The organism is Aliivibrio sp. 1S175, assembly GCF_001690985.1.
Taxonomy (GTDB): domain Bacteria; phylum Pseudomonadota; class Gammaproteobacteria; order Enterobacterales; family Vibrionaceae; genus Aliivibrio.
The window spans coordinates 14,358-33,468 of record NZ_MAJS01000068.1; the positions used below are offsets into that span (position 1 = coordinate 14,358).

General features: G+C 39.8%; 16 protein-coding genes and 1 riboswitch. Of the genes, 10 read left to right on the plus strand and 6 right to left on the minus strand.

The genetic code is table 11. From position 1 onward, the window contains the following. Window positions 1-29 precede the first annotated feature (29 nt). Window positions 30-1,040 (minus strand): class 1 fructose-bisphosphatase, encoded by a 1,011-nt coding sequence (gene fbp / locus A6E06_RS14795; RefSeq protein WP_065592260.1) that lies wholly within the window; start codon window positions 1,038-1,040, stop codon window positions 30-32. 184 nt (window positions 1,041-1,224) lie between these two features. Here fbp and mpl point away from each other — a divergent pair, with 184 nt between their 5' ends. From mpl to A6E06_RS14830, 7 genes are all read left to right on the plus strand, one after another. After that, window positions 1,225-2,577 carry a UDP-N-acetylmuramate:L-alanyl-gamma-D-glutamyl-meso-diaminopimelate ligase gene (mpl, locus tag A6E06_RS14800; RefSeq protein ID WP_065592259.1) on the plus strand — a complete coding sequence of 451 codons (1,353 nt, stop codon included), beginning with the start codon at window positions 1,225-1,227 and terminating at the stop codon, window positions 2,575-2,577. Then, window positions 2,578-3,207 (plus strand): flavin prenyltransferase UbiX, encoded by a 630-nt coding sequence (locus A6E06_RS14805; RefSeq protein ID WP_065592258.1) that lies wholly within the window; start codon window positions 2,578-2,580, stop codon window positions 3,205-3,207. A gap of 39 nt (window positions 3,208-3,246) precedes the next feature. Continuing rightward, a riboswitch (TPP riboswitch) is annotated at window positions 3,247-3,360 on the plus strand. Window positions 3,361-3,412: 52 nt separating this feature from the next. Next, entirely contained in the window at window positions 3,413-4,429 is a 1,017-nt protein-coding gene (gene thiB / locus A6E06_RS14810; protein ID WP_065592257.1) for a thiamine ABC transporter substrate binding subunit, read from the plus strand. A gap of 44 nt (window positions 4,430-4,473) precedes the next feature. Continuing rightward, complete coding sequence (gene thiP / locus A6E06_RS14815) at window positions 4,474-6,081, plus strand: thiamine/thiamine pyrophosphate ABC transporter permease ThiP (RefSeq protein WP_065592256.1); 1,608 nt, start codon at window positions 4,474-4,476, stop codon at window positions 6,079-6,081. Next, complete coding sequence (gene thiQ / locus A6E06_RS14820) at window positions 6,081-6,785, plus strand: thiamine ABC transporter ATP-binding protein (RefSeq protein ID WP_065592255.1); 705 nt, start codon at window positions 6,081-6,083, stop codon at window positions 6,783-6,785. Before thiP ends, thiQ begins: the two co-directional genes overlap by 1 nt. 192 nt (window positions 6,786-6,977) lie before the next feature. Continuing rightward, on the plus strand, window positions 6,978-9,887 hold the full coding sequence (rapA, locus tag A6E06_RS14825) for an RNA polymerase-associated protein RapA (RefSeq protein ID WP_065592254.1): 2,910 nt from the start codon (window positions 6,978-6,980) through the stop codon (window positions 9,885-9,887). Between the two features lie 2 nt (window positions 9,888-9,889). After that, entirely contained in the window at window positions 9,890-10,624 is a 735-nt protein-coding gene (locus A6E06_RS14830) for a pseudouridine synthase (RefSeq protein ID WP_065592253.1), read from the plus strand. Window positions 10,625-10,690: 66 nt separating this feature from the next. Here the strand turns inward: A6E06_RS14830 and A6E06_RS14835 are convergent, their stop codons facing one another. The 4 genes from A6E06_RS14835 to argR form a co-directional block, all read right to left on the minus strand. Continuing rightward, window positions 10,691-11,128 (minus strand): universal stress protein, encoded by a 438-nt coding sequence (locus A6E06_RS14835; RefSeq protein WP_065592252.1) that lies wholly within the window; start codon window positions 11,126-11,128, stop codon window positions 10,691-10,693. Window positions 11,129-11,184: 56 nt separating this feature from the next. Beyond that, window positions 11,185-13,755, minus strand: coding sequence for a TRAP transporter permease (locus A6E06_RS14840; RefSeq protein WP_065592251.1), 2,571 nt, complete (start codon window positions 13,753-13,755; stop codon window positions 11,185-11,187). Window positions 13,756-13,984: 229 nt separating this feature from the next. Continuing rightward, the gene (locus A6E06_RS14845) at window positions 13,985-14,959 is read right to left on the minus strand and encodes a TAXI family TRAP transporter solute-binding subunit (protein ID WP_065592250.1); all 975 of its coding nucleotides are present in this window, start codon (window positions 14,957-14,959) and stop codon (window positions 13,985-13,987) included. Between the two features lie 349 nt (window positions 14,960-15,308). Continuing rightward, window positions 15,309-15,779, minus strand: coding sequence for a transcriptional regulator ArgR (argR, locus tag A6E06_RS14850; protein ID WP_065592249.1), 471 nt, complete (start codon window positions 15,777-15,779; stop codon window positions 15,309-15,311). 334 nt (window positions 15,780-16,113) lie between these two features. Here argR and mdh point away from each other — a divergent pair, with 334 nt between their 5' ends. Next, entirely contained in the window at window positions 16,114-17,049 is a 936-nt protein-coding gene (mdh, locus tag A6E06_RS14855) for a malate dehydrogenase (RefSeq protein ID WP_065592248.1), read from the plus strand. A gap of 73 nt (window positions 17,050-17,122) precedes the next feature. On the opposite strand, the gene ispB is transcribed toward mdh, so the two are convergent. After that, a complete protein-coding gene (gene ispB, locus A6E06_RS14860) occupies window positions 17,123-18,094 on the minus strand; it encodes an octaprenyl diphosphate synthase (protein ID WP_065592247.1) in 972 nt (323 codons plus the stop codon). A gap of 276 nt (window positions 18,095-18,370) precedes the next feature. Between ispB and rplU the strand changes: the two genes are divergently transcribed. Further along, window positions 18,371-18,682 carry a 50S ribosomal protein L21 gene (rplU, locus tag A6E06_RS14865; protein WP_060993942.1) on the plus strand — a complete coding sequence of 104 codons (312 nt, stop codon included), beginning with the start codon at window positions 18,371-18,373 and terminating at the stop codon, window positions 18,680-18,682. Between the two features lie 17 nt (window positions 18,683-18,699). Continuing rightward, window positions 18,700-18,957 carry a 50S ribosomal protein L27 gene (rpmA, locus tag A6E06_RS14870; protein WP_012549189.1) on the plus strand — a complete coding sequence of 86 codons (258 nt, stop codon included), beginning with the start codon at window positions 18,700-18,702 and terminating at the stop codon, window positions 18,955-18,957. Window positions 18,958-19,111: the final 154 nt, after the last annotated feature.

Genomic DNA, 19,111 nt, shown 5'->3' on the forward strand with positions numbered 1-19,111 from the left:
TTTGTATCTGAACTATATGAAATTAATTATTAATCTTGCCATTCATCCAGAAAATCCTGAACTTTATTTACCATATTGATAGACCCAACAAAGAAGGGAACACGTTGGTGCAATTCTGTTGGTTTGATATCAAGGATACGTTGCTCACCATCTGTCGCTTTACCCCCCGCTTCCTCGATTAGCATTGCCATTGGATTACATTCATAAAGTAGTCTTAATTTACCATTTGGGTAAGCTTGAGTACTTGGGTAGAGATAGATCCCACCTTTAAGTAAGTTCCTATGGAAATCTGCAACAAGAGACCCGATATAACGTGAAGTATATGGGCGGTTATCTTCTGGTTTTATTTCTTGGCAATACTTTAGATATTGTTTAACTCCTTCAGGGAATCGAATGTAATTCCCCTCATTAATAGAATAGATACTTCCATCTTCAGGGACTTTCATATTCTCATGAGATAAACAAAATACCCCAAGGGATGGGTCATAAGTAAACCCATGAACACCATTTCCTGTTGTGTAAACAAGCATGGTAGAAGAGCCATAGATAATATAACCCGCAGCTACTTGTTTATTACCTGGTTGGAGGAAATCTTCTTCTATTGCCGGAGTTCCAATTGGGGATATACGACGGTATATAGAGAAAATAGTACCTACAGAGACATTTACATCAATATTTGATGAGCCATCTAATGGATCCATTAATACGACGTATTTAGCGTTTTGATTTAGTTCTTTATTAAAAGCAACCGCTTCATCTTCTTCTTCACTCGCAACGCCACAGACTTGATCTCGATTTTCTAATGCGGCTTTAAATTTATCGTTAGCGTAAAGGTCCAGTTTTTGTTGTTGTTCACCTTGAATATTTTCTTCACCAGAAGCACCAGTAATATCAACAAGTCCAGCTTTGTTAATTTCACGGTTTACAATTTTAGCAGCCAACTTAATTGAACCAATTAGTGATGATAACTCTCCACTTGCATGAGGAAAGTCATGTTGCTTTGCAACAATAAACTCACCGAGGGTTCTTATTTCAGACATAGTTATTCCTTTATTCTCTGTTATTAGATATCAATGATAAGTGGGGTTAGGTACTGATTTATTTTTACAGTAGTTGTGTTACTGTTTGCTGTAATTCATTCTATAACATAGAACTTTTTAAGAGTATTGAAGTAACTCTGTATCGAGGTTACTCACTTAATTTAATATAAGACGGTTTTTTATTATGCATATTCATATTCTTGGTATTTGTGGCACCTTCATGGGAGGCGCAGCAACATTGGCTCGTCAACTTGGGCATAAAGTTACGGGATGCGATGCTAACGTATATCCCCCGATGAGTACGTTATTAGAATCTCAAGGCATTGAGATTATTGAAGGCTTTAATCCAAGTCAGCTAGATCCTGCTCCAGACCTTGTTGTGATTGGTAATGCGATGAGTCGTGGTAACCCTTGTGTCGAGTATGTATTAGATAAAAATCTTAAATACACCTCAGGGCCACAATGGTTACAAGAGTTTCTATTGCAAGATCGCTGGGTTATGGCTGTTGCAGGAACGCATGGTAAAACAACGACAGCAAGTATGCTTGCATGGGTTCTTGAAGAGTGTGGTTACAAACCTGGTTTCTTAGTTGGTGGCGTACTTGGTAATTTTGGAGAATCCGCTCGATTAGGCGAAAGTATGTTTTTTGTCGTTGAAGCGGATGAATATGACAGTGCTTTTTTTGATAAACGTTCAAAGTTTGTTCATTACCGTCCACGAACTTTAGTGCTGAATAACCTAGAGTTTGATCATGCGGATATTTTTGATGATCTTGCTGCTATTCAGCGTCAATTCCACCATTTAATTAGAACGGTTCCAAGTACCGGACGTATTTTTGCACCAACACAAGATAAGCCACTAGAGCAAGTACTCGCTCAAGGTTGTTGGAGTGAGCTTGAATTTACTGGTGAAGGTGGTCAATGGAAAGCCAATAAGCTTAAGAAAGACGGCAGTTCATTTGAACTTTACTTTGAAGATGAGAAAGTTGGTCAGGTTGATTGGGATTTAGTCGGCGATCATAATGTCAGTAATGCATTGATGGTGGTAGCTTCTGCTCGTCATGTGGGTGTTACTCCCGATTTAGCTTGTGAAGCGTTAGGTAAATTCATTAATACTAAGCGTCGTCTTGAGTTGAAAGGTGAAGTGAATGGTGTGAGCGTTTATGATGATTTCGCACATCATCCGACAGCGATTGATCTAACGCTAGGTGGCTTACGTAATAAAGTGGGCGATAAGAAAATTATTGCGGTACTAGAGCCTCGATCAAGCACCATGAAATTAGGCGTTCACAAAGATACGTTGGCGGCTTCTCTGCATGCAGCCGATTCGGTTTATCTTTTCCAGCCAGATAATATCACTTGGTCGGTAGATGATGTTGCACAACAATGCACTCAGCCCGCTTATACCCATAATGATATTGACTGCTTTGTTGATATGATTGTGGCAGAAGCACAACCAGGCGATCAGATATTAGTCATGAGCAATGGTGGTTTTGAAGGCATTCACGGTAAATTACTTGATAAGTTGAGCCAATAAATGAAATCCAAAAAGAAAGCGATCACATTAGCCATGACAGGAGCATCAGGCGCTCCTTATGGATTAAGGCTGTTAGAGTGCTTACTTGCTGCTGATTATCATGTTTATTTTTTAATATCGTCAGCTGCTCGAGTAGTGATGGCAACAGAGCATGATTTAAAGCTACCAAGTGGCCCTGATGCAATGAAAGTGGCTTTGGTTGAGCACTTAGCCTGTAAGGCTGAGAATTTAACAGTGTGCGGCAAAGAAGATTGGTTCTCTCCTGTCGCTTCAGGTTCAGCGGCACCAAAACAAATGATTGTGTGCCCGTGCTCTGCAGGTAGTGTTGCCTCTATTGCTCACGGTATTTCAGATAATCTTATTGAACGCGCTGCTGATGTCGTATTAAAGGAACGTGGTCAATTAATTCTTGTTGTCCGAGAAACCCCATTTTCAACGTTGCATTTAGAGAATATGTTGAAGCTATCTCAAATGGGCACAACGATTATGCCAGCAGCGCCAGGCTTTTATCATCAACCTAAATCTATTGAAGACTTAATTGATTTTATGGTTGCCCGGATATTAGACCATTTAGGTGTAGAGCAAGGGCTTGTTCCTCGCTGGGGATATGATCAGCGCCAGAAGGTTTAATAAACCTCTGGCTCATTAAATCATTCACACATACAATATGGCCTCTCATCGGGGAGCGACTAGCTGAGATTAGTGAGTATTGGAGAATACTGGCTTAAACCCGTACTACCTGAATCAGATAATGCTGGCGTAGGGATTGAGATGACATCCTCCTTGAGAATATCAACTTAATTCTGTGCCGCTCAAAAGGATGTAAGCGCACATAATGAACACTCTTTCTATTTCCTCTCCATTTAAATTATTGCCGACAGCGTTAGCTATCGTCGCGGCATCTTCTTTTTCTGTTTCTGCTGCAGATACCCTAACTGTTTATACCTATGATTCTTTTGCCGCTGATTGGGGCCCAGGACCAACCATTGAAGCGGCTTTTGAAGCGCAATGTGGTTGTGATTTAAAATTGGTTGCACTTGATGATGGTGTTTCTATTTTGAATCGACTTCGTTTAGAAGGAAAAAATGCAAAAGCAGATGTCGTGTTAGGTTTAGATAATAACTTAATGGCAGAAGCGAAGGCGACAGGGTTATTAGCTCAGCATCAAGTTAATACCGATTCTGTCACTTTACCGGGTGGCTGGAACGATACTACCTTTGTTCCTTATGACTTTGGTTACTTTGCCTTTGTTTACAATAAAGAAAAAGTAAAAAATCCACCAAAAAGTTTAAAAGAGTTAGTTGAAACTCGTGATGATTTAAAAGTTATTTATCAAGACCCAAGAACGTCAACACCAGGTCAAGGTTTATTGCTGTGGATGAAATCAGTCTATGGTGATGATGCGCCGCAAGCATGGAAACAACTGGCTAAGAAAACGGTTACCGTAACTAAAGGTTGGTCTGAAGCTTACAATATGTTTTTAGAAGGCGAATCTGATTTAGTTTTATCTTATACCTCTTCTCCAGCGTATCATTTGGTTGCTGAAAAAGACGATAGATTTGCAGCGGCTAATTTTTCTGAAGGTCACTACACTCAAGTAGAAGTGGCGGCGAAAGTAAAAAGCTCTCAAAATAATAAACTAGCGGATGAGTTCCTTGAATTTGTTTTAAGTGATAAGTTTCAATCAGCGATGCCAACAGGTAACTGGATGTATCCTGTGACGGATGTCGCTTTACCTAAGGGGTTTGATAGCTTAACAGTACCAAGTAAAGCACTGTCATTTAATTCACAAGTGATTTCGCAACAACGTAAATCATGGATCCGTGAGTGGCAACACGCCCTGACATTCTAATATTGAAATAAGGGGCACTATTGTGCTCCTTTCTTTTGGCAACTATGAAAATTACCTCTTCTTATAACTCTGTCCCTGTTTTGGGATATTTCATTGCAATTGTTATCGTTGGCTTTGTTGGTGGAGCGATCAGTGCTTTGTTTTTTGAATCACCAAGCTTGGATTTAAGTCTAATTTGGTTTGATCCTTATTACCGCTATATTACGAAATTTAGTTTATACCAAGCATTTCTATCCACTTTACTTAGTATTAGTCTTGCGATTCCGACCGCATATGCATTATCACGTCGACAATTTTTAGGTCGAGGCTTGTTGCTAAAACTCTGTGCTACAACGCTTGTTTTACCAGTGTTGGTTGGTGTGTTTGGTTTATTGTCTATCTATGGGAATAGCGGTCTCCTTGCTGATCTATTGGCGTCTTTTGGTTATTCACTTCCTTTTTCTATTTATGGTTTAAATGGCATTTTACTGGCGCATGTTTTTTTTAATTTTCCCTTTGCGACACGACTTTTTTTACAAACCTTAGATTCAATTCCTACTGAGCAGCACCAATTATCGGCTCATTTAGGATTAGCTGGTTGGAATAAGTATAGATTGGTTGCTTGGCCTAGAGTTAAACAGCAACTTCCTCATGTTGCTGGTTTGGTTTTTATGTTGTGCTTTACCAGTTTTGCTACGGTCATGGCGTTAGGGGGGGGGCCTAAGTCAACGACAATTGAACTCGCTATTTATCAAGCAATTAAATTTGATTTTGATTTACAATCAGGTGCAATTTTAGCTTTGTGGCAGATGTTATTATGCGGCGTACTTTCTTTAATTATCCAACGTTTTTCAACATCGGTAGCTGTTGATTCGGCGTCTATACATCAAGCAGTGCTATATCAAGATTCAACCAAAGAGCGACTATGGGATAGAGTTTGGATTGTATTTCTTATTTTATTCTTATTACCGCCGCTATTTATGGTTGTGATTAGTGGTCTAAATTCAGCGTTGATAACAGTGCTAACATCGTCTGAATTTTGGTTGGCATTGGTCAACTCTTTGATTGTAGCGTTAAGTGCAGCAATACTAGCTATGGTTTTTGGCGTTATTTTATTGCATACGACAAGAGCATTAAGACTAAATCAAAAGCGTTTATTAGCGGATAAATTAGATTTGATCGGGACGATGATCTTAGTCACCCCAGGATTAGTGATTAGCACTGGGTTATTTTTATTGTTGCGAAACATAACGGACGTATTTTCAATAGCGATTTGGGTTGTGGTACTGGTTAATGCATTAATGGCTCTGCCTTATGTGATAAAAACATTAGCTCAACCATTACTTCATATTGCACAACAATATCAACTATTATCAGCAAGCTTAGGGCTTTACGGATTTACTCGTTTTCGATTGATTGAATGGCGAGCGTTAAGAAAGCCAATGGCTCATGCATTTGCGATAGCATTTATTATGTCAGTAGGAGATTTAAGTGCTATCGCCTTGTTTGGCAGTCAAGATTTTAGAACCTTGCCGTTATACCTATTTCAATTATTAGGTAGCTATCAAATGGAGGCTGCCGCCGTTATTTCTCTAAGTTTATTAGTTTTGAGTGTGGGGGTATTTAGCATCGTGGAATGGCTATTTTCCTCTAAGGATCAAGGTGAAGCATAATGTTAAGTTTTTCTGATGTGAAATATCGTTACCATTCAGAGTTGTTTGAATTTGAGTTGGCAGTAAATCAAGGTGATGTCGTTGCAATTCTAGGGCCTAGTGGCGCAGGGAAAAGTACATTACTCAGTTTATTAGCAGGATTTATTACACCTGAATCTGGTGATATCACTATTGAGCAACAATCCTTGTTATCACAAGCGCCTCATCAACGCCCATTGTCGATGCTATTTCAAGAGCATAATCTTTTTGCCCATTTATCGATTGCAGATAATATTGGTTTGGGTATAAAAGCAAATTTGCGTCTGACAGATATTGAGAAAAATCAGGTACAAAATGCAGCTCAACAAGTTGGTGTCGATACATTATTACATCGTTTGCCTGATCAACTTTCAGGAGGACAAAAACAGCGTGTAGCATTAGCTCGATGTCTTGTTCAAAAGAAGCCAGTGTTACTCTTAGATGAGCCTTTTTCTGCTCTTGACCCCATGTTAAAAGAGGAGATGATTTTGTTGATAAAGCAATTAATTGAAACACAAAATTTAACTGTACTGATGGTAACGCACAGTTTGCAGGATGCAAAAGCATTGGCTTCTCATTATGCTTTTATATGTCAGCAGAAAATATTGAGTTATGGAAATATGAGCGACCTAGAAACGCAAGATAATCCGATGCAATTAGTGCGATACTTACAAGCGGTTAAGTAAACTTTTCACTCTCAAATTGGGTATAATCGACTACACTCAGTTTTATGATAAATAGGCGTGACCTAACTGCTCTCATACAGTAAGATTGGCGCCCTTTTGAACCTCGCCATTTTAAGGCTGTCTATTCTCGGTTCATTATAAATTCTCACTCTATATAAAATAAATTAATTAATTTTGAGGTGTATTACTACTATGTCATTTGCTTTGGGCCAACGTTGGATCAGTGATACAGAAAGTGATTTGGGTTTAGGAACAGTGGTTGCTGTTGACGATAGAACCGTATCTATACTTTTTGCCGCATCAGAAGAAAACCGTTTATACGCAAAACAGGATGCACCCGTTACCCGAGTGATGTTCAATAAAGGCGATACAATTGAAAGTCATGAAGGTTGGTCTTTGGAAGTTGAAGACGTTATCGAAGAGGGTGGATTATTAACTTATATTGGTACAAGAACAGATACTGATGAAGCAAACGTAGTTCTTCGAGAAACGTTATTAAGCCACCAAATCCGTTTTAATAAACCTCAAGATAAATTATTCGCTGGTCAAATTGACCGTATGGATCGTTTTGCGCTACGTTTCCGTGCACTTAAAAATCAATATGAACAACATAAAAACCCAATGCGTGGTTTGTGTGGTATGCGTGCTGGTTTGATCCCTCATCAGCTATATATTGCTCAAGAAGTTGGCCGTCGTTATGCCCCTCGTGTTTTACTTGCCGATGAAGTGGGTTTAGGTAAAACGATTGAAGCCGGTATGATCATTCACCAACAAGTACTTTCTGGTCGTGCAGAGCGTGTATTAATTGTTGTTCCTGAAACGTTGCAACATCAATGGTTGGTCGAAATGATGCGTCGTTTCAACCTGCATTTTTCTATTTTTGATGAAGAGCGTTGCATTGAGTCTTATGCGGATTCAGAAAACCCATTTGATACGGCACAACTTGTATTGTGTTCATTAGATTTTATTCGCAGAAGTAAACGTCGATTTGAGCAAGTGGTTGAAGCTGATTGGGATCTTCTTGTTGTCGATGAAGCACATCACCTTGAGTGGAATCAAACAAAACCAAGCCGTGAATATCAAGTGATTGAAGCGATTGCAGAAGAAACGGCAGGTGTTTTACTGCTAACGGCAACGCCTGAACAGCTAGGTCATGAAAGCCACTTTGCTCGTTTACGTTTATTAGATCCAGATCGTTTCTACGATTATGACGCGTTTGTTGAAGAAGAGCGTCAATATCAGCCTGTTGCTGATGCGGTCACAGCGTTAATGAGTGGTGATAAGCTATCGAATGAAGCGAAAAATCGCATTGCAGATCTGCTTTCTGAGCAAGATGCTGAGCCTCTATTTAGAATTATTGAATCTTCTGCATCAGAAGAAGAACAAGCAAAGGCACGTCAAGAGTTAGTCGATAACTTAATGGATCGTCATGGTACAGGGCGTGTGTTATTCCGTAATACTCGTGCTGCAATTAAAGGTTTCCCATTACGTAACTTAAATTTAATGCCAATGCCTCTACCATCGCAGTACGCAACGTCAATGCGTGTTGCGACTATGATGGGCGGCCGCATGAGTGATGAAGCTCGTGCAATGAAAATGCTTTATCCAGAAGAAATCTTTCAAGAATTTGAAGGTGATAGTGCGACGTGGTGGCAGTTTGATCCCCGTGTAAACTGGTTGCTTGAATTACTAAAAGAAAACCGTAACGAGAAAGTATTGATTATCGCTTCTCGTGCTTCAACTGCATTGCAACTAGAACAAGCATTACGTGAGCGTGAAGGTATTCGTGGTACGGTTTTCCATGAAGGCATGTCTATTATCGAACGAGATAAAGCCGCTGCTTATTTTGCACAAGAAGAAGGTGGGGCTCAGGTTCTTATCTGTTCTGAAATCGGTTCTGAAGGTCGTAACTTCCAGTTTGCTAATCAATTAGTGATGTTTGATCTACCGTTTAATCCTGATCTACTTGAGCAACGTATTGGTCGTTTGGACCGTATTGGTCAAAAACGTGATATTGAAATCCATGTTCCGTATCTACAAGGCACATCTCAAGAATTACTGGCTCGTTGGTTTGATGAAGGCCTTAATGCCTTTGGTGAAACCTGTCCTACTGGTCGTGCTGTGTATGAAAAATTCTCGGATGCGATTATCGCTATTTTAGCAACGGGTAAATCAGATGGATTAGAACCTCTGATTGAAGAGTCAGCGGCATTAAACAAAGCGTTAAAAGTACAGTTAGAACAAGGGCGAGATCGTTTATTAGAAGTTCATTCTAATGGTGGTGATAAAGCAAAAAAACTTGCCGAAAAAATTGCGGCGACAGATGGCGATATTAATCTAGTTAATTTTGCATTAAACCTGTTTGATACTATTGGTTTGAATCAGGATGACAAAGGTGAAAATGCCATTGTTGTTACACCTGCAGAAAATATGTTGGTGTCGAGCTACCCAGGTTTACCTTATGAAGGTTGTACTATCACGTTTGATCGTGAAACAGCACTATCTCGTGAGGATATGAACTTAATCAGTTGGGAACATCCAATGATTCAAGGTGGCATTGATTTAGTTCTTACCGAGGGTGTCGGTGCAACGGCTGTTTCTTTATTGAAAAACAAAGCCTTACCAGTAGGTACATTATTACTTGAATTGATCTATGTGGTGGATGCACAAGCACCTAAGCAAAGTGGTATTGGGCGCTTCTTACCTAAGACGCCAATTCGTTTGATGATGGATAGCAAAGGTAATGATTTATCGGCTCAAGTTGAATTTGAAAGCTTTAACCGTCAACTCAGTCCTGTTAATCGCCATATGGCAAGTAAGCTGGTTAACTCTGTGCAAAAAGACATTCACGCGCTGATTGATAAAGCTGAAGTTAGCATTGAAGATCGTATTGAAGCTGTCCGAGTCGATGCAAACGCTGAAATGAAAACGGCATTAAATACTGAGCTAGAGCGTTTGCAAGCGTTAAAGGCAGTAAACCCAAATATTCGCGATGAAGAGTTAACTCAAATTGAAACACAAATGAGCGAGCTTTCAGCTTATATTGGTAAAGCTCAAGTACAGCTTGATTCACTGCGTTTAATCGTCGTGAGCCATAACTAATCATGGCAATGCTTGAGTACAACCCACCAATGGAACCGCTTAATATTGTTTATCAAGATGAAGCGATTCTTGCGGTGAATAAACCTGCGGGATTACTCTCTAATCCCGGCAGAGCTCCAGAGCACTATGACAGTGTATGGTCTCGTGTTATTGCTGAGTTTCCAGATGCTCAGCTTGTGCACCGCCTTGATATGTCGACGTCTGGGCTGATGATTTTTGCTTTATATAAAGAAGCGGAAAGGCACATTAAAAAGCAGTTTCAGTATCGCTTAACTCATAAAGTGTATTACGCACGAGTATGGGGAAAAGTTGAGAAAACAGAAGGGCATATCGATTTACCGTTAATTTGTGATTGGCCAAATCGTCCACGCCAAATGGTGTGTTACGAGCATGGAAAGCCCTCACAAACTGGGTATCAAGTGATACAAGTTGAAGATAAGACAACATTAGTGCGCTTATTACCGATTACGGGCCGTTCTCATCAACTGCGAGTGCATATGATGGAAGAGGGGCATGAGATTGTCGGAGATGAGTTTTATGCTTGTGAAGAGGCTCTGGCGTCTTCTGAGCGTTTGCAACTGCACTCTGCTGAGCTGAGCTTTTACCATCCAGAAACGGAAAAATTCATCAGTTTATTCGCACCTTGTGAGTTTTATCCTGAAGCGAAATCAGGCGTATTAGATTCAATGAATATTGCGCCAATAAGACCTGACTATAAAACGTTACCTAAGCAGTAGCCGTTTAATATATAACTAAAAAAAAGGAGCTCACCGGCTCCTTTTTTATTTTCAGTTATAGGAAAATTAACCCTGAGGTTTAACAACCATAACATTAATTGGTGAGTTTTCTACGACTTTGCTCGCCACAGACCCCAACATTACTTTATCAATTTTAGATCGTTTATGGCTTGGCATTACGATTAGATCTGCACCTAGGCGTTCAGCGTAATCTAAAATAGTGACATAAGGTTTGCCTTCTGCAACGTGTACTCTGTATACCACGTCTTCGTCTACAAACTTAGCCGCAAATTCATTCAGTTGCTTTGACACATCTTCCTTCATTTGCTTTGCTGCACCTTTAGGAAAATAAGTCGACACCATTGACATATGGATCCCAGGTAACACATTTAATAAATGCAGTTCAGCGTTAGAATGTTTTGCGTGCCAAACTGCAAGTTCAACCGCTTTATCAGCGAAGCCTTTGTCATTTAAATCTACTGGAACCAAAATTTGTTTATACATAATTTTTTATTACCTAATTAGGGGAGTTCTTCTCCCCTTAGATTCCATTCATTAATTTATGCCGCCAAGTTTTCCTTTTTAGCTCGACGACGCTGATTAAAGCCAAGTGCAAACAGAAGAAGAAGGGTTGGTACAAATACCCACTCTTTTAATGGGCGGTCTGCATCAAGAACCACATTCTTTATTTCCCAATCAAAATCTATACCTGAAGCTTCGGCTGGGCTGCCAAATTCGACCATATCTACAATCATCTTATTATCAATTTCAGATAACATTAGACCCATAGAGCTGACTCGTTCTTCACCAGAGACGGCTCGATCTTCAAAAGGTAAACGAACCGTTTTACTAATGACATCGCCTTCAAGGTTTTGACCAACAACTTCTAATGTGAGGGATTGTCCCACATTTAGGTCTTCAGCAATTTGAGCAATCTCAATACCTTGATAATAATCTTTAGCAGGATAGATCTTATCCCACCAAAAACCGGGACGGAATAATGAGAACGTGATTAAGAGTAATAGAACAACTTCCCACCATTTTGTTTTTGTAAACCACCAGCCTTGCGTTGCAGCAGAGAAGGTCAACATCGCAATGATTGATGAAATAATGGTGAGAGCTAAGTGCCACCAAGAATCGATCCCCATTAACAGTAATTGCGTATTAAAAACAAACATGAAAGGCAATATCGCGGTACGGATATCGTAAGTGAAACCTTGAATACCGGTACGTATTGGGTCTGATTTTGCTATTGCAGCGGCTGCGAATGCAGCAAGACCCACAGGCGGTGTATCATCGGCTAAAATACCAAAATAGAACACGAATAGATGTACGGCAATTAATGGGATAATTAAACCGTGAGCAGCGCCTAAAGTCACGATAACAGGAGCCATTAAGGTAGAGACAACAATATAGTTAGCTGTTGTTGGTAGACCCATACCTAAAATCAAACTGATCACGGCAGTAAATAACAACATAAGAATAATATTGCCACCAGAAATAAACTCAACGAAATCAGTCATTACTAGACCAATACCCGTTAAGGTGACAACCCCCACGACGGTACCTGCTGCTGCTGTAGCAACGCCGATACCGATCATGTTTCGAGCTCCAGAGACCAAACTTTCTAGTAAGTCATCAAACCCTTGTTTTACGTGGTTTACGGCATTACCTTCTTTAGCAAAGAAGCCTATTAATGGGCGTTGAGTCAGTAAAATGAAGATCATAAATACAGATGCCCAAAATGCAGATAATCCTGGAGAGAAGCGTTCAACGGTCAAACACCAAACTAATACCACAATAGGTAATAAGAAATGTAAGCCTGATTTGATGGTTGGACCGGGATCCGGAACTTCAGTCAGTTCTTCATCAATATCCATCATGGCATGCTCTTGATATCTAGCAGAAATACTAACTAAGCCGACATAAGAAAGCAGTAGGGCAACAGTGACAATTGGTGTTGCTGCGGCACCGAAGACATCTTTTGTCCAACCAATACCGTAATACACGGCTGCACTCATGACGCACAAGCCAAGAATCGTGCCTGTAAAAGACAATAAGCTATGTACTAATGTTGGAGTATGGCGACGAGGAAGACCTTTCATCCCAGCTTTACAGGCTTCAAGGTGAACAATATAAAGCAGTGCAATATAAGAGATTAAGGCTGGCAATAAAGCGGCTTTAATTACTTCAACATAAGAGATACCAACATATTCAACCATCAAGAATGCAGCAGCGCCCATAATTGGTGGTGTTAATTGACCATTTGTTGATGCGGCAACTTCAACGGCCCCCGCTTTTTCGCCAGAGAATCCCACTCGTTTCATTAATGGGATAGTAAAAGTTCCCGTTGTTACTACGTTTGCAATCGATGAACCAGAAACAAGGCCTGATAAACCAGAAGCCACAACGGCTGCTTTTGCAGGACCGCCTTTCATATGACCAAGTAAAGAGAAGGCGACTTTAATGAAGTAAGCACCAGCCCCCGCCTTTTCTAGCATGGCACCAAAAAGTACAAACAAGAAAACGAAAGAGGTTGAAACGCCTAAGGCAACACCAAAAACACCTTCTGTTGTTAACCATAGATGTGACATTGCTTTATTTAAGCTTGCGCCTTTATGTGCGATCACATCTGGCATATGAGGACCAGCAAAGGTGTAAAGCAAGAACACGGCTGCTACAACCATTAGTGGTGGACCTAAAGCTCGTCGAGTTGCTTCAAGTAATAGCACCATACCTACGACTGAAGCAATAATATCAGGGGTTGTTGGTGCACCAGAACGATCGGCCAATTGAGCATAGAAAATATAAATATAAGCAGCAGAAAAACTACCTGCAAAAGCAAGAACCCAATCTATTGCAGGAATACGATCTCTTGGTGAATTTTTAAGTGCAGGATAAGCAGTGAAAGCTAAAAAGATAGCGAATGCTAAATGTATTGAACGAGCTTCTGTATCGTTAAGTATGCCGAAATCAAAAATGAACGGTAAAGGGGAAGCATACCAAAGTTGGAATAAAGACCAACATAGTGGAACAAACCATAAAATACGGCCAGATAATCCGTGCGGTGAACGAGCACCAGTATCAGATTGGGCCACCATTTCTTGCACATCTTGTGACGACTGCGTCATGTACTTTTCCTTAGTGATGGTCGAAGCTAATACTCAATCATTAAGTATTAGATTACTGGATGTAGCCAATATATAGGCTAGAAAGAACTGATCTTCAAATCCGTTTTCTTATTAATTGTTATCCGTTGCATGGAAAGATCAGAAGTGTTGCGAAGAAACGAAGAGACCATTTGGCCTCTTCGATTTATAGTTGCGCTATTTATTACATGTCGCGCACGCAGAAGAAATACTATTTTAGTAGACCAACTTCTTTGTAATATTTCACTGCACCTGGGTGTAGCGGGATAGAAAGACCGGCTTTTACCATGTCTTCTTTTTTCAGTGTTGCAAATGCAGGGTGAAGACGTTTGAATGTATTGAAGTTTTCAAATACAGCCTTTGCTACGCTGTAGGCAACGTCATCAGAAACATCTGAAGTAGTCACCATTGTTGCAGCTACACCAAAACTATTTACATCGCCTTCCGTGCCACGGTACATGCCAGCAGGAACTGTACTGTATGCGTAGTAAGGGTTATCAGCTACGATCTTATCAATTTTAGGACCAGTCGCGGATACTAGTTTTGCATCACATGATGTTGTTGCTTCTTTGATTGAACCATTTGGGTGACCAACCATATAGATAAATGCATCAATTTTGTTGTCACAAAGTGCTTGAGAGCGCTCAGATCCTTTTAGTTCTGAAGCAAGCTTAAAGCTATCATTTGTCCAACCCATTGCATCCATAACAACACCCATTGTTGCACGGTCACCAGAGCCTGGGTTACCAATGTTTACACGTTTTCCTTCAAGGTCAGCGACGTTGTTAATGCCTGAATCAGTACGAGCGATAATGTTAAAAGGTTCGGTATGAAGAGAGAACATAGCACGCAGTTTCTTGTAAGGGCCTTGAGCTTCAAATTTGCTTGTGCCGTTATAACCATGGTACTGCCAATCTGATTGAACGATACCAAAGTCTAGTTCGCCTGAACGCATCGTATTTACGTTGTAGATAGAACCACCAGTAGATTCAACAGAACAACGAACATTATGCTCTTTACGATCTTTGTTTACTAATTTACAGATAGCACCACCCGTTGGGTAGTAAACACCAGTTACTGAACCTGTACCAATCGTAATAAATTCTTGAGCACTTACGCTACCCATGCTCGCACCTATCATTGCTGTAGCGATAGCGCTTGCTTTAAGTACTTTTCCTAATGCCATGTTATTCCCTTCCTTTATTATGGAGTTTCTTTGCTATTTAAAATAATCTCTAAAACGAGAGAGATAATGAGAGTAAGAAACCGTATTTATTCACTTCATTGTGAAGCGCTTTAAATTTCCTGTTACAGAAATGGCGTATGAATGATAGCAAACTAATGCGTACTTTTTAAAATAGTGTTAATTAAATTATGTCAAAACTGTGAAATAAATAACTATTGATTCTATTAATAGTTAGCATAATGTGCGGTGTTAACATTTATTTAGCATTTGATGGTGAGTTTTATGAGGAGAACTTGTAGGAAAAAGATCGTTTTTATCTCAAAAGCGATCTTTATTAAAGAATTGATTTTTAAATACTGTATTCGAATAGATCACAAACAGAATCGAATAGTTTTGATACTTCGATGCTTCTTGTTGGTGTAATGAAGATAGTATCATCACCAGCAACAACACCTAAAATACCTTCAGATTTCCCCAAAGAATCTAATAAGCGAGCAATTAACTGAGCTGCACCAGGTCCAGTATGAATGACTACCAGCGCATTGTTATAATCAATATCCATAACCAGTTCACGTAAAGAACTTGAAACCGTTGGTACACCCAGTTCAATAGGAAGGCAGTACACCATTTCCATTTTTGCATTACGAGTACGAACAGCGCCAAATTTAGTTAGCATTCGTGAAACTTTTGATTGATTGATGTTATCGAAACCTGAGTTTCGAAGCGCATCAACTATTTCACCTTGCGAACCAAATCGTTCTGCTTTCAGAATGGATTTAAATTCTTTAACTAGTAGTTCTTGCTTTTCACTATTTCGCATGATGTCTGATTCTTTTTGCAATAATTCTAACTATTCTCGCATAATTATTTAGGTATAACCAAATCATAATGGCATTTCTGTGAATACTTACTCATGTATTATTCACTTTACCTGATTCAATATCTCTAATTCGTAAGACAATTTCATTTACAAACAAGGATAAATGCAAGTAGAGTCGCGGGGAATTTATAGCACGATTAGGATGTCATTGCGTAAGGTCGCAAAGCGAAGCGAATAGCATTGAATTTAATTTAAGCTTGCTATAACGTCACTTTCAGTTTGAAAATAAATTAATAATAAAAATATTACCTCTACATACTCAAGGAGAACCAACATGAAAGTTGCTGTTATTGGCGCCGCAGGTGGCATCGGACAAGCTTTAGCATTACTTCTTAAGAATCAATTACCTGCAGGATCTGATCTTGCGCTTTATGATATTGCACCAGTAACGCCAGGTGTGGCTGCGGATCTTAGCCATATCCCAACACCTGTTTCTATTAAAGGTTACTGTGGTGAAGATCCAACACCTGCTCTTGATAATGCAGATGTTGTTTTAATCTCAGCAGGTGTTGCCCGTAAACCAGGTATGGATCGTTCAGATCTTTTCAATATAAATGCTGGCATCGTGAAGTCATTAGCTGAAAAAATTGCAGTGACATGCCCAAATGCATGCATTGGTATTATCACTAACCCTGTAAATACAACAGTAGCAATAGCTGCAGAAGTACTTAAAAAAGCAGGTGTATACGATAAGAATAAACTGTTTGGTATTACAACACTGGATGTGATCCGTTCTGAAACGTTTGTCGCTGAGCTAAAAGATAAAGATCCAAGAGAGATCCGTGTTCCTGTTATTGGCGGTCATTCAGGGGTTACAATACTTCCTCTTCTTTCTCAAGTTGAAGGGGTTGAGTTTACTGCTGAAGAGGTTGCTGCATTAACGCCGCGCATTCAAAATGCGGGTACTGAAGTAGTAGAAGCAAAAGCCGGTGGTGGTTCTGCGACACTTTCAATGGGCCAAGCGGCATGTCGTTTTGGTTTATCGCTAGTAAGAGCGCTTAGTGGTGAGAAAGGTGTTGTTGAATGTGCTTATGTTGAAGGTAATGGCGAGCATACTCGTTTCTTTGCACAACCAATCCTACTTGGTAAAAATGGCGTAGAAGAAGTTCAGTCTTATGGTGAACTGAGTGCATTTGAGCAAGAAGCACTTTCTAATATGCTAGAAACATTGAAAGGCGATATTACGATTGGTGAAGAGTTCGTTAAATAACGAATTATTAACTGATTTAAAAAAGGGCAGATAGTGATCTATCTGCCCTTTTTATATTGTATTTTTATTAAGACTACTTACTGCGTTTTACCGCTAAATGGGCTAACGCTTTTAATGCCTCTTTATATTCAGACTCTGGCAACATGGTTAATTCAGCAATTGCTTTATCCGCTTCTTCATCGGCTTTTTGTTTTGTGTATTCTAAAGATCCTACTTCTTTCATACAGGCAAGAATAGGTTCTAGTTTATCTAAGCCGTTTCCGTTTTCTATTGCTTCACGGATCATTGCCGCTTGCTCTTTATTACCATGATTCATTGCATGTAATAGAGGAAGGGTTGGTTTTCCTTCAGCAAGATCGTCACCGACATTTTTACCCATGTCTTCACCGTCTGAGGTGTAATCCATTACGTCATCGATCAATTGGAAAGCGGTACCTAAGTATTTACCGTAGTTTTGTAATGCGGTTTCGATCTCTTGGGGTGCATCATTTAGGATCGCGCCAATCTGAGTTGCAGCTTCAAATAAACGAGCGGTTTTAGAATAGATAACCTGCATATAGCTTTCTTCGGTGGTGTTAGGATCATTACAATTCATTAATTGAAGTACTTCACCTTCGGCGATCACGTTAACAGATTCACTCATAAGACTAAGGATCTTTATGGATCCTAGGCTTGTCATCATTTGAAATGAGCGAGTGTAGATAAAGTCACCAACGAGTACGCTTGCAGCATTACCAAATTCAGCGTTAGCTGTTGCTTTTCCGCGACGCATATCTGATTCATCTACCACGTCATCGTGAAGCAGCGTGGCAGTATGAATAAACTCAATAAAGGCCGCAGCCATAGTGTGATCTTTACCTTCGTATCCAAGTGCTTTTGCAGATAAAATGGCAAGCACTGGACGCAAGCGTTTACCACCGCCGCTTACAATGTAAAAACCAAGTTGGTTGATAAGCGCAACGTCTGAATTCAGTTGAGCTAGGATGGTTTCATTTACGATTGCCATGTCATCAGCCGTGAGGGCTTGGATAGCTTTAAAATCCATTATTCTTCCAGCAAGGTTAGGGCCTAAGTTAGGCTTTATTGTAATAAGTGATTACATAAATAATACACTAAATTGAGGGTAGCAATACAGTCGAAAATTCCTCTCTTTTAGCCGATTGACTATTTCGTTTATCTTTTCATCATTTTTCTTCAATTTTGGGTTGTCAGATTGAAATCATTCGCGTAGAATCCGGACCCTATTGATGACAAGTTTAACGCACACCAAAATTGTTGAGTAAACAAAATATATGGTAGTGCGAAAGTAGCGGAGTAAAATATGTACGCTGTTTTCCAATCTGGTGGTAAACAACACCGTGTAAGTGAAGGTCAAACTCTTCGCTTGGAAAAATTAGACGTTGAGACTGGCGCAACAGTTGATTTCGACAACGTTCTTATGATTGCTAACGGTGAAGAAATCACTGTTGGTGCACCTTTAGTAGCTGGCGGTAAAGTAACTGCGGAAGTAGTTCAGCACGGTCGTGGCGATAAAATTAAAATCGTTAAGTTCCGTCGTCGTAAGCATTCTCGTAAGCAACAGGGCCATCGTCAATGGTTCACTGAAGTCAGAATCACTGGCATCAGCGCTTAATTTAAGGAGAATAAAAAATGGCACATAAAAAAGCTGGCGGTTCTACTCGTAACGGCCGCGATTCAGAAAGTAAACGTCTTGGTGTTAAGCGTTTCGGTGGCGAATCTGTTCTTGCAGGTAACATCATCGTTCGTCAGCGTGGTACTAAATTCCACGCTGGTACTAACGTAGGCATCGGTAAAGACCATACTCTATTCGCTCTATCTGAAGGTAAAGTGAAATTTGAAGTTAAAGGTCCTAAAAACCGTAAATTCGTTTCTATCGACGCTGAATAATCGTTTTTAAAAACTAATTTTAAAAGCCCTGCCACTTGGCGGGGCTTTTTATTTATGGATAGTCACCAGTTAATTATTTTGTCATTTATACTTCTATTAGGTTGGTATTACTAATGAGTTTAAATGCTAGAATACTTAACTAGTGACTATGTTT